Here is a 12,306-nt window from a genome sequence, read left to right on the forward strand (position 1 = left end):
GTTATATAAAGTCAAATTTACCGAAAAGTACGGAAGTATTGACTTAAGTATTTCTTCATGATCTGCCTCTAGCCTCCAGGCAGAAGGGGCCGGTGGCAAACGTGAAACGAGGTTCGCCGCGTTCCAGAGTCGAGAATATGCTGGGTGGTGAAGATTCTCAGCCAAGACATGGAGTGACGCAATGAGCCGGGCAACAAGCGCCGGTCTGATCGCCCTTGGGGCGGCGGCCGGCCTGATCATATCTCTTATGGCTTACACCTCCCGTTCGAGCGGGATAGACGGCACGGGGGGCGCGCTCCTGGTCATCGCTTCGAGCACGGCAATCCTGCTTGCAGCTCTGGCGCTGTCGATCTGGCCGGCGAAGCGGGGCTGGCTGCCCGGAACGCTTGTGTTTCTGCTGTTTCTGGGAATCCTGGGTACTGCTTTCGCCGCTTATCTCCTGGACAGCACCTGGCTTCAACTCGCAATGGCGGTCTGCCTGATAGGCTGGCTTCTCACCATCATCGCCCGGCGTGCTCCGGTCGCCCGCAGCACGCACACGGTGAAAGGAAAGGCATCCTCATGAAACGAACCGTCTCTTTGGGCTCGGCGCTTTGTTCTGCCCTGGCAATCACGGCCGCGCTCGGCTTGGCTCCGGCTGTGGCTGCCGACAACACCTGGTCGACCTTCAATGGTGATTTGAAGGCGCAGAAATATTCTCCGGCGGATCAGATCACGCCTGAAAATATCGGCAAGCTCAAGAAGGCCTGGGAGGTCCATACGGGCGACGTGTCGGACGGCAGCGGTGACATACCTATGTCGGTATGGTCGGCGACGCCGCTCTTCGTCAACGATACGGTTTATGTCGGCACGCCTTTCTATAATATCGTTGCCATCGAGCCCGATACCGGCAAGGTCAAGTGGACCTATAAAAGCAATGCGGTGTTGAAGGCGCTGACCCAGCCGGACATGAAGAACCGCGGCGTTGCCTATTGGGAAGCGGAAAACCCTGTCGAGGGACAGCTCTGCCAGAAACGCATCTATATCGGCACGATGGACGCGAAACTGCATGCCGTCGATGCCGATACGGGCAAGCCCTGTGCCGATTTCGGCAACAACGGTGTTCTCGATATAAACAGCTGGAATACCGAAAACGCCAAATGGCCGCTCTCCATTCTCCAGCCGCCGACCGTCTACAAGGACAAGCTCTATATCGGCTGGGCGGGCAAGGACTGGGTCGAAAGCATGGCTCCTCCCGGAACGGTCTTTGCCGTCGATGCGAGGACCGGTAAACTCGAATGGACCTTTGAATCCATTCCGGCAGAGATGCGGCCCAAGTCGGGCACGGCCAATGTCTGGGGCAGCATGTCCATCGATCCGGATCGCAACATCCTCTACCTCCCGGTCAGTTCACCCAGCCCGAATTTTTACGGCGGCAACCGGCTCGGCGATCCCATGCCTCTGACAACTTCGGTGACCGCTGTCGACACGGATACGGGCAACGTCATCTGGAGCCGGCAATTGGTGCACCATGATATCTGGGATTACGATACCAATTCGCCGCCCACGCTGGTGGACATCGAAAAAGACGGACAGGTCATTCCCGGTCTCGTGCAGACGTCGAAGCAGGGCTTCCTCTACGTCCTCAACCGCTATACGGGCGAGCCGATCTATCCGATCGAGGAGCGTTCGGTTCCGGCCTCAGACGTGGAAGGCGAGGTAGCATCCAAGACGCAGCCTTTCGTTGATCGCCCGGAGCCGACGGTTCGTGCGAAATGGCCCGGCGTGTTCTGGCTCGCAGACGCGCTGAGCTTCGGCTATTGCAGCCGAAAGTTGAAAGAGCTCCGCTATGATGGCCAGTTCACACCGCCGAGCCTCAAGGGAACGCTGGCCTACCCGGCGTTGATCGGCGGCGTCGAATGGGGTGGTGGCGCGGTGGATCCGGAGAGCCAGACCTTTGTCGTCAACAGTTCTCATGTCGTGCAGATCAATCAGCTCATCCCCAGGAAGGAGTACAACGTCGACACCGACGATGGGGCTCATCAAAATGGCGGCTTCGCGCCGATGAAGGATAGCCCATACGGTTTTCGCATGACGACCTTCCTCAATCCGCTCGGCATGCCGTGCTGGAACCCGCCATATGGCGAGATTTCCGCCTATAATCTGAAGACTGGCGATCTTTTATGGCGCAAGCCGATGGGTGCCGTTCAGCAGTGGGGTTTCTATATGCCCGATGCCTGGGGCTCGGTGACCATCGGGGCGCCGGCAATCACCAAGGGCGGCCTCGTTTTCATCGGTGCTTCGATGGACTCCAAGGTCCGTGCTTTTGACCAGAAGACAGGAGATTTGTTGTGGAAGGCGCAGGTGGATGCACCGGCTGTCGCCATGCCTGCCATCTATACCTACAAGGGCAAGCAGTATGTGGTCTTCGTGGCCGGCGGTAATTCCATTCTGACGCCGCGTGTGAGCGATCAGGTTGTCGCCTTCACCTTGCCGGATGCGAACTGACAGCAATAACAGCCACGCGGGATGTCTTCAGACAAATCGCGTGGCATTGTATCCTTAGGAAGGGATGTCCTCCCGGACCGCTATTCCTTTCCTGATTGATCGAACGACGATCATCCATGCCCAATCTGGATCCAAGCGCGCTTACGCCAATCCTTGCGAGCGATAACCATAAATTATCGCTCGCAAGTGCTTCTGAGAAAGATCGCGGTAATTTCTGGCGCTGCTATGGTGTAGATCCATCAAGGGCAGGGAATGCGCCAGCGGCATGTGTGGCGCCGAGGCTGCCATAGCTCAAGGTTGAAGGCTGCAACTGTTCCACCACGAGTGACACAGCGCTACCTGGCGGGGATCAGGTGCAAGGCAGATTTCCCTCCTTTCACAGCTTTCACCGAAAGCTTGCGATCGAAAGTTGCCAATTGACCACCATGTGCTTTGGCGAGTGCGAGCAGATAAGTGTCTGTAATTTGGGCGGAGGTCAGGATTTTCGCAGGATCGATGTCGTGCGTGCCTACAAGGCTGACATCATCCGGCCAGAAGTTATGACCGGAAAGTACACGCAGTTTGCTGACAATCTCCGCCACGACGGACGGCGAGCCTGGAGAGTTCGGGTATTTTGGGCTGCCGATGATTCGAATGACGCCGTTTTCGGTTATCGGAGAGGTAGCCCATGATGGCTGCCCGGTTGAAGCAAACCAATTATGTGCGTCATCATGGGCGACATGACCGGGATCGATCAGCGCGATCAGCACATTGACGTCTAGCAGGAAAGTCACGGCAGTTCGTCACGCAAGGCGTTGACGATTTCAAGCGTGACTGGGGGTGCGTCGGGCCGCGGCGACAGCAGGGGAACTCCATTGCGCTCGCCGCCGCGCTGCGGCCGGCGCAGGGAACGTCTTGCAAGATCGGAAATAACCTCGCCGACGCTGCGGCGCTGCTGCGCTGCCATCGCCTTGGCGGCGATTAGAACGTCGTCGTCAATACCGAGTGTCGTTCTCATATTTCCTCCTGGTTGCGCATCATCATCAATCATCACGCATCATATAGCGTGAGACGGCCAACGTCGCAAGAAAGCGGCCTTCTTCGATGCCATATTGTGGCGCCTGTCCACTCCGGTTCCGGGTGGTTCATACCCTTTCAAGTACAAGCCGACCCTTGTTGTGGACGGTGAAACGGAGAAGGTGACCACATAAGTCGAACGTCGCCGAATTGACAAACCACAGAACCCAAACAGCCCCTCCTGGATCCTATCGGAGATCAGGGGGAGCTGTGACTGGTGGCTTTGCTACGGAATGTCGGAAATTCGGCCCAGGCCTGCGTTCATTTGAGCAGCGCGTAGCCGAAGGTGTGGCACTCGTCGAGGCCGCACTGCAGCACTACAGAGCCGAAATTGATCAGCCCGATGGCGATCACATACAGGCTGAGCACCGTCGCAAGCGTGCGAATCAAAGGATAATCAGCGAGGCGGGCATTGCGCAGATATTCGCTGCCGCCCCAGAAGATGAGCTTGAATGCATAGGCGATGAGCAAGGCAAGCGCGATGAGGATCGACCAGACCGGCATGTGCAGGCCGAACACGCTGGTGCCGATATATTCGTGGCCGGGACGCGGATAGATGTCGAGCAGCGTCTGCCGCACCGATACGACCAGCAGGAGGATCACGAACAGCAGGCTCAAGCCGGTGTTCTGATAGGAAAAGCCGTTGCGGAACTGCTGCATGATGCCGAAGCAGACGCCGAGCAGCGCCACGCGCTGTAAGAGGCAGAGCGGGCAGGGCAGTTCACCCCAGACATATTGCATCGCCATCGCCGCGGTGAGGATGCCGGCGATGACCGCCATCATTCCCAGGAGATAGAGATAATGGAGCATGACGGGCAGCGGCCGCAAGGCGGGCTGTTCGAGGCTCGTGGCGACTTTGGTCATGGTGTTCTGGCTCATGCTCGGCCTCCGCGCACTTGCGCCATAGAGTAGTAAACGATCGGCTGCTGCGCGACGGGCGGCGTGTCCATGTACCGGGTCTGGATCCATGGCATGCGGTATCCGTAGGTGGAACTGTGGATCTCCCAAAGGAATTCCTTCACCGTCACGGCGAGGCACAAAAAGATGCAGAGCATGGCGATGGAACGGCGACCGAACCAGCTAAGAACAAGCGCAAGAGATAGTAACGCGAAAACAGCAACCATCATGGGGCAAAACTCCTTGTCAGTTGTATTAAACGCTACAATCGTCAACTCAAAGTTAACTTGAGATCATGCCGTGAAAACTATATGCGAATGGCAATATGCTTCTATTGGAGCGGAAAAGACGCCTTGTTCCGTGAACAATGACGGTATGAGTTATGCAGCGCCCCGAGCATTTGGCGAACAAACAAATACGTGCCAATGGCGGTGCCGATCTCATCGATGACAGCCTCCGTCGAAGAGACGGCATGAACGTCGTCGCGCATCGTGCGCTAAACATTCGGGACCTTATGCAGGCCGTTCAACGCGGGGAGTGTGGGGTCGGTTCCGGTAGGGGGAATGACACCCTAAGCGAAACCGATGGTCACCCTCTCAATCATCCCGTATCTCGACGCTATAAAGGACAGGCTCCTTCTGCCCGGCCAGATACGCTGCTATGGATCGGCCTGGCAGGACAATGCCCTCACGCCGATAGGTATCCTGGCCGAAATTGGCAACCATCCTGGTGCCGTCCCCGAACGTCGTCTGCTGAACGAGGCGGTCTTTCGTCAGCCAGTGGAAATCGACCATGGGCTCAGTGGCGAGGCGTTGGTGCAAGGGGCGAAAGAAGGCGTCCTGATGCTTGATGATCGGCAAACGGTCTTTCAGCGTATCGAGGCTGAGATTATAGAGCGGCGGGACATTGTAGAGAAGCTGGGCGAGCTCGTTTTCGGCGCGGACATTCGTCAGCTTCAAACTGTCGAACAGCCAGTGATGCGTGGTGATGACCGACCCGTGGAATACCGCCTGATAGAGCGGCAGCCGCGTTCTCGGATCGAAATGGATCGTCCGGTATGGTTCCTTCACCGGCACCGTCTTGAAGAATTTCTCCGGCTGCTCCTCCGGATACCAGCGCCCGAGATAGTAAGGCGACGAAGTGTCGTCCTGCATGTCCTTGTCGCCCCAGCCGATCACCGGCGTCTGCATGCCGTGGGCGAAGAGGACACCTTGCGCCGTGGTTGCATTGCCATCTTCGGAACCGAGCGGGAGCTTCAGCGCCTTGCCGACCCAGCGCATGTTCTCGATATTGCCGGCGGCATTCTGCGCCTGCGACATTGGCTGCCCCGGCGGGTAGCTGTCGAAGACCATGCCCGTTGCATAGACATCGAGGAACCAGCTGTTGAAAGGGACAGCGGACAGAATCGACCGGATGCGCGCCTGCATCAGCGGGCGGACGCAATCTGGTCGCGTATAATGCCCGCTCTTCTGGAATCCCGTCTGAAGCGAGCCGTCCTCGTGCGTGATCGCGCAATCGCGATAGGCGGCCTCTCCCAGATGCGCCTCCGTCCAGCTCGGATTATCTCCCTGCTTCAGGGCCGTGTCATATGAATCGTACGGCGCCATGAGATAGCCGGCATCGACGCCGGCCTTGATAGCCTCTGGATGCCATAGGCCACCTTTCCATCCGCCTCCGAGACCGATCCACAGCCGCTGCAGGCCCGTGGCTTGCAGCTTTTTCATCGTCGAGATCGAGACGCCACCGCCCCAATGGGCAGGGTCGGAGCGAAGGGCGTCAGCGAAAGCCGCGGCGACCTCGCTCCGCAACGCGCCGTATCGCTGCGCCAGACCCTGCATATCGGGAGCGGCCGACTGCCAACTCTCCTGGGCGAGCGCGTCGAGCGCGCCATCGAAAGCACGCACCAGCACCTGCTGCTGGTAGTGGTATGGCTTGCCTCTCGCCTCATTCAGCGTTGCGAGGCCCTCCGCATCGAAGTTGCGGCGCAGATCCATGGCCAACTTGCCGTCACCCGCCAGGATCACGAGGAATTTTTTCCAGTCCTTTACGTCATCGGGGGAAAGGAGCCCGCCGCCCCACAGATAGGCCTGGGCCGCACCGATCAGCTTCGCCGCTTCCGGTTGCGCGGCGATCTTGTCCTTGAGCAATTCATACTTGCCTTCCGCGATCAGCCAGGTGCGATAGCGCTTTGCTCCGGCCAGCGGATCGGCATCCCCCAGATGAAGGATCAGGGTCACCGGCGTGCGGGGATCGAGCGTTGTGAACTCGTGATCCAATGAAAGCGCAAGGCCGTCTCCGTCGCGGGTGAACCTCGCCGTGTTGTTGAACGGATTGGTCAATATCCAGGACAGCGAGAACGTTCCGTGATCAAGCCCCCATATGGGAAGGCTGATGTCCTGCGACGTGTTGAACTCCGCCTTGCGGTCGAGCAGGAAATCCCGCCAGACCTTGTCACCGGCGGGAACGTAAGAGCCCTCCGCGAGCGGGAAGATCAGCCCCTTGCCCATGGCGGAGGCTGGCTGGCGCAGGATCGGCAGACTGCCGGCTTTCTTCGCCGCGATCGAAAGCAAGAGATCAGCGCCGCTTAGCCGCGCCGAGACCATATAGGCACCGCTGTCCCAGCGCCAGCTTGCGTGATCTGGACCGGCCTCCAGGCCCTTGACGGAGTGGATCGAGCCTCCCGTGGAAACGCCAACAGTCGATTTGCCCGCCGGTCGCGCCCCAATGCCGAGGGTCTCCGGCTCCAGGGTTACGGACCATGCATCGTTTTGCAATGTAACGGCGGCATGGGCGGGAAGGCTGGCGAACAGGGACGCGAATATAGCTGCGCACAGGCGGGTCAATTGCAGGGTTCGAATCTCCATCGCAGAGTTAAGAGTTAAGTGTCGCTTTCCATACTGTGCTAGAAATTTTGGTCACAACATGTCTGCGGTATCGAAAAGGATACAGGGCCGATAAAGTTCGGCCGTACATTAAGGCATCCTCGCAACGAGATTCGATGTCGCTGTGCTATTTCCGAAACCGTATTTTGGTTGATGCCGAGATCGCGACCGATCCAGCGGTAGCTGCGACTTCTGGCAACCAAGGCCATCACTTTCGGTGTAAGCCGGGCGGACTTAGAGTCTGTTTGAAAACGGATGATGCCGGACTGCAAATGGCGATTTCCTGTGCTCCGGTGCTCACGTACTTTCATGTACGCTCCGCTCCGGTGCTCGCAAATCACCATTTTCGACTCGGCCCAATCCGTTTTCAAACAGACTCTTAGGGCTGGGCGCACATCCTGCTGACCGGCGAATATCTCTGGATCATGATGGTCATGAGAGGGTACCATTCCGCCCAGCTGGAACCGACCCCAGCGTGGCATTCCAACTTTGCAGAAACAGGACATTTTAACTTTTGTGGATTCACGCCGAAGCGCGACTTGTCAGACGCGTCATGCTATCCGGCCCGTCGCGTCTGTGCCAGAAGCTTCTGCCGAAAGACCTCGGCAGGTGTTTTGTAGTTCAGGCATTTTCGTGGCGTTGAATTGAGCCGGTCACAAATGTCCTTCAAGTCACGGTCGGTAATCGATAGGGGATCGGTCTCTCTCGAAAGCCATTTTCGGGCGCGGCCGTTGGTGTTTTCGACGGTGCCTTTCTGCCAGATAGGGCCAGTCGGTGAATTCGGTGCCGCGGTCGAAGGTGATCGAGCGTCGGGCGACGTGGGGAAGGGGGCTTAACACCTCAATCAGGCCGTCCATGATTGGCCTCGATTGCCGATCGTTGTTGCGCAGAAAAACGGCAAAACGGCTCACACGTTCGACAAGGGACGTGACGTTGGCTTTTCCGAACTTCCTGCGGAATTGAATAAGGTCGCACTCCCAGTGCCCGAACTGGTCTCGCGCGGCAACGGCATCGGGACGGTGAAGAATGTTGAGTTCGGGGCCGAAACGGCGGCCGTGTCGCCGTCTGGCATGACGTGGGCGGCGTCGGGAACGGCGTTCCGGCAGATGCCGCCACAGCTTGATCGCATGGCCGTCAGGCGAATAGGCGAACTTGTAGATTGTTTCATGGCTGACCGAGACTGGATGCTGTTCAAGCCGCATCCGCCCGGCGATTTGTTGCGGTGACCAGCCATGCACGATCCGGTCGATCACCGACTGACGCACATGGGCAAAGCGAGCGAGCTTACCGAGCCTGGCGCGACGACCGCGCGCCATCTCATTGGCCGTGACGCAATAGTAGCCGTTGAGGTCCGGCATTTGTGGATCGACGAAGCTGTTGCGTTTGATCTCACGGAAAACCGTCGAGCGATGCCGGCCAAGCTTCGCCGCAATGACATCGATGCTGATGCCCGCCATCCGCCAGCGAGCAATCTTGCGGCGTTCGTCCATATCAATCTGGGAGTAGGTGCGTTTCATGCACGGGTCCTCGCGTGAGATAAACCATTGTTATCTCTGGCAAGTCGCGCTTCAAGTTAGAACCCACCCTTGCGTGTGATGTTTATCGCATAACGTATATTATGGAACCAACATCATTGGGCTTTTGTTCTGTCGCTGGTCCCGAGAGCACGCTCGATATCTTTAGTGCCCGTGTCGTGGCTTTCGACCAACCTGGATATTCAGTTCTCAATCCACACTCAGTTCTGTACGGAAAATCCACTGCGACCTCAGTCCGTCGATGCGAGGGCGCTACCAGGCCGACCTATAGATCTGCAAAATATCGCTCTCCAGCAAGTCAATCGGATTCCAGTCCAGAAGCCGGCGGATGGCATGTGCTTCCCGGGCCATGGCGGCTAGATCGTCTTGCGGAACACCGTGGGCACGCAATCGCATATCGAGGCCGAGAGCTTCGCAGAACGTCAATGCGCCCTTCCTGATCTCTTCCACCGTCGAGCCGGTAAAGCCGAGCGCCTTGCAGACCCATGCGGTTTTTTCCGGCTGTGCCGGTGCATTCATGGCGAGCACATGGGGGAAGATCAAGGCATTGGCGATGCCATGGGCGATTCTATGCCGGGTTCCCAGCGGGTAAGCGATGGCATGGCCGCCCGTCGTATTGACCGGACCAAGGCAGACGCCGCCGTAAAATGAAGCGAGCGCCAGTGCCGAGCGCGCTTCCATATCCCTGCCGTTTTCGACGGCGCGCTTCAGGTTTGCACCGACGAGTTCTATTCCGCGCCGGGCGTAATCATCGATCAGCGGATGGGCTCGCCTGGACGTGAAGGCTTCGACACAATGAGCCAGGGCATCGATGCCGGTTGCCGCCGTGATGAAAGGCGGAACGGTCGCGGTCAGTTCCGGATCGATGATCGCGATGTCGGCGAGCATGTGCAGGCTTTCGGTCGCGATCTTGTTCTGTGTCGCCGGATCGGTAATGAGCGCCCTTGTGCCGACTTCCGAACCGGTGCCGGCGGTGGTCGGAATCTGCGCCAGGCCGGCTATCCGCGATGGTGCGCGGTGCGGCCCCGAAATGTCGTGAAGGTGCTTGCCGCTCCCGGCGATGACGGCAACGAGCTTGGCGAGATCCATGGCGGAGCCCCCGCCAAATCCGATGATCACGTCGGCGCCTGCGGCCTCTGCCGCCGCGACGGCTTCCTCCAGATTGGTGATATCCGGCTCCGGTTTCACCGTGCCGAAACAGCTGGCATTCGCCAGGCCCAGCAATGACAGCCGCGTAGCGTTGACAGCATCGGCAATGATGAATGGACGTGCAAAGCCGCGGCTCGTGACCCATTGACCGAGCTTCGGCAGGACGCCGATGCCGAAATGAACGATCGGCGGGCGCTGTATTTCCAACGGATGCGTCAGGGCTAGCATGTTCCATCTCCGAAAAAAACCGTGCCAGCAGACACGTGATGCATGGAGAGGTCACCGTCAGCCAGGCTACTCACACTTGGTGAAGTTGTCTGACGCCTCCCCTGGTTCGCATCAAGAGATACGAGAGCGTTTGCATATTTGTCAATTCATAAATGCCAGGTATTGCGATTGAGGAAGGCGAGCAGATGAAGACATTCGATTGACGATGTGTGTAATTAATCCAACCATATCAATGGTATGTAGAAATTTCGCGTTCCTCATTCGTCACGCTTTGAACGGAAATAACGCTTCGCTACGGGCAAAATTGCAAAACCAGCCGATGCAAAGTTGACATATTTACTATTTCTGATCATGATCCGATCAATGGTTGTCGGAGTCCGCATCCAGCGGCAAGCGCATCGCCGCCAAAACCGGTATCGGTTTCAGAAAGCACGATGCGCGGATTTGATAACTTGCAGTGTCCTTTGTACGTCATGGAGGACGCACGGCGCTGTAAGAGAGGCAGGAGGAGCTATGCAAAGAATCGGAAGCGATGTGGCGGTCGGCTGCGGCCTGCTGGCATTCTCCGCCTTTGCCGCATGGAGAAGCCTCGGCATCAGAGGGCAGAGTGCAGGCACCATTGCCGGACCGTCTTTTTTGCCTTGGCTGATGATCGGAGCCATCATCATCCTGTCGCTGATGCTGGTTCTGCGCGCACGCCGCGCGGCAGCCGCGGCCTCGGCAGAGGCGGGAAGTCGCCCGGCTCCGGTTGACCATGGCGGAGGGATGAAGCGCCGCGATCTTCTTCGCATTGCGCTTTTTGCCGCCATGCTGGTCGCCTATTCCGCGGCCTTCATGCCGCTCGGCTATTTGCCGGCGACGCTCATCGTGTTCATCGCCGGCATGCTGCTCATGGGCGAGCGGTCTCCCCTGAAGTTCTTCGTCCTGCCGGTCCTGATCACGGGGGCGGTATGGTTCGGATTTACCCGTTTTCTGCAGGTCTGGCTGCCCTAGCCGGACGTTTTCACCATCCCCGTGGAGGAGCAATTCAATGATTTTGAGGAGGAATTCGATGAACAAGCATATCATCATGACGGCGGCCCTGATCGGCGCGCTGACGGCAACTGCGGCTTATGCCTATCCGGACCGTCCGATCCAGATTGTCGTGCCCTATTCCGCCGGCGGCGGTACTGATCTTTCCATGCGGCTTCTGGCGGAAAGCATGCAGCGCCATATTCCCGGCGCAACCGTCATCGTGCGTAATCAGCCGGGTGGCGGCGGCGCGATCGGGACGTCTGCGATCATCCATGCCCGTGCGGATGGCTATACGGTTGGCGCGGGTGCGCAAGGTCCGCTCGCACTGCTGCCCCATCTCGGCAGTGCGGACTATACCCTGGATGATGTCGAGTTCATCGGCCTGGTCGGGCGAAACCTGCAAGTCATGATCGCCTGCAAGGACGCACCCTTCACCGATTTCGACAGCTTCATGGCCTATGCCAAGGAGAAGGCGCCGCAGATCGGCAATTCCGGCGCCGGCGGCGCGAACCACATCTCCACCGAAGCCTTTGCCAAAGCGGCCGGCATCAAGGTCGAATCCGTTCCCTTTGGCGGCTCGTCCGAAGCCATGACGGCCTGCGCCGGCGGCCATATCCAGGCCATGGTGGCTTCACCGGCAGAGGCGCTCGAGCAGGTCAAGGCCGGAACGGTCAAGCCGCTTTTCGTCGAGGAGGAAGGCCGCATCGACCTTTTCCCCGACACGCCGAGCGCCAAGGAAAAGGGCGTCGATTTCACCTGGTCGTCCTGGAAGGGCATCATCGCGCCGAAGGGAATTCCGGAAGCCGATCTCCATATCCTGCGCGACGGCTTGAAAGCCGCCGTGGCGGACGAAGAATTCCAGAAGAAAATGAACGATTTGGGCGAGTTCGTCCAATATGAGGATGCGGATGCCTATAAGGCGCGCGCCCGACACGATAGCGTCACCGCGGAAGCCGTGATCAAGGATCTCGGCATGTATCAGATGAATAAGTAACGCAGACAACCCGTTGCTTTAGCAGGCGGGGCGGCGATCGCAGGCCGCCCCGATTCAAAGAGTT

The 12,306-nt window shown here is 58.4% G+C and carries 10 protein-coding genes and 1 pseudogene; 4 read left to right on the forward strand and 7 right to left on the reverse strand.

Annotation, left to right across the window (positions count from 1 at the left end; translation table 11 throughout):
- The first annotated feature begins 181 nt into the window (after nt 1-181).
- Together C5748_RS13990 and C5748_RS13995 are read left to right on the forward strand one after the other, a co-directional pair.
- Nucleotides 182-565: a hypothetical protein gene (locus tag C5748_RS13990; protein ID WP_105742548.1), complete on the forward strand. Its 384-nt coding sequence runs from the start codon at nt 182-184 to the stop codon at nt 563-565.
- Nucleotides 562-2,487, forward strand: a complete 1,926-nt coding sequence (locus C5748_RS13995) for a pyrroloquinoline quinone-dependent dehydrogenase (protein WP_105742549.1) — start codon at nt 562-564, stop codon at nt 2,485-2,487. The genes C5748_RS13990 and C5748_RS13995 overlap by 4 nt, the downstream gene beginning before the upstream one ends.
- A gap of 335 nt (nt 2,488-2,822) precedes the next feature.
- Here C5748_RS13995 and C5748_RS14000 read toward each other — a convergent pair whose 3' ends face one another.
- From C5748_RS14000 to C5748_RS14035, 7 genes and pseudogenes are all read right to left on the reverse strand, one after another.
- Nucleotides 2,823-3,260 (reverse strand): TA system VapC family ribonuclease toxin, encoded by a 438-nt coding sequence (locus C5748_RS14000; protein ID WP_105742550.1) that lies wholly within the window; start codon nt 3,258-3,260, stop codon nt 2,823-2,825.
- Nucleotides 3,257-3,484, reverse strand: a complete 228-nt coding sequence (locus tag C5748_RS14005; protein WP_105742551.1) for a CopG family transcriptional regulator — start codon at nt 3,482-3,484, stop codon at nt 3,257-3,259. The genes C5748_RS14000 and C5748_RS14005 overlap by 4 nt, the downstream gene beginning before the upstream one ends.
- Before the next feature lie 320 nt (nt 3,485-3,804).
- The gene (locus C5748_RS14010; RefSeq protein WP_245581803.1) at nt 3,805-4,407 is read right to left on the reverse strand and encodes a disulfide bond formation protein B; all 603 of its coding nucleotides are present in this window, start codon (nt 4,405-4,407) and stop codon (nt 3,805-3,807) included.
- A gap of 11 nt (nt 4,408-4,418) precedes the next feature.
- Complete coding sequence (locus tag C5748_RS14015) at nt 4,419-4,670, reverse strand: hypothetical protein (RefSeq protein WP_105742553.1); 252 nt, start codon at nt 4,668-4,670, stop codon at nt 4,419-4,421.
- Between the two features lie 366 nt (nt 4,671-5,036).
- Nucleotides 5,037-7,304 (reverse strand): glycoside hydrolase, encoded by a 2,268-nt coding sequence (locus C5748_RS14020; RefSeq protein WP_105742554.1) that lies wholly within the window; start codon nt 7,302-7,304, stop codon nt 5,037-5,039.
- Nucleotides 7,305-7,878: 574 nt separating this feature from the next.
- A pseudogene (locus tag C5748_RS14030) lies at nt 7,879-8,839 on the reverse strand (IS30 family transposase).
- Between the two features lie 270 nt (nt 8,840-9,109).
- On the reverse strand, nt 9,110-10,234 hold the full coding sequence (locus tag C5748_RS14035; protein ID WP_105742555.1) for an iron-containing alcohol dehydrogenase: 1,125 nt from the start codon (nt 10,232-10,234) through the stop codon (nt 9,110-9,112).
- 513 nt (nt 10,235-10,747) lie between these two features.
- Here C5748_RS14035 and C5748_RS14040 point away from each other — a divergent pair.
- Both C5748_RS14040 and C5748_RS14045 read left to right on the forward strand, forming a co-directional pair.
- Nucleotides 10,748-11,227, forward strand: a complete 480-nt coding sequence (locus C5748_RS14040) for a tripartite tricarboxylate transporter TctB family protein (protein WP_105742556.1) — start codon at nt 10,748-10,750, stop codon at nt 11,225-11,227.
- A 58-nt stretch (nt 11,228-11,285) separates the two neighbouring features.
- Nucleotides 11,286-12,242 carry a tripartite tricarboxylate transporter substrate binding protein gene (locus C5748_RS14045; RefSeq protein WP_105742557.1) on the forward strand — a complete coding sequence of 319 codons (957 nt, stop codon included), beginning with the start codon at nt 11,286-11,288 and terminating at the stop codon, nt 12,240-12,242.
- Nucleotides 12,243-12,306 lie beyond the last annotated feature (64 nt).

It is taken from the genome of Phyllobacterium phragmitis (assembly GCF_002980495.1).
Lineage (GTDB): Bacteria > Pseudomonadota > Alphaproteobacteria > Rhizobiales > Rhizobiaceae > Paramesorhizobium > Paramesorhizobium phragmitis.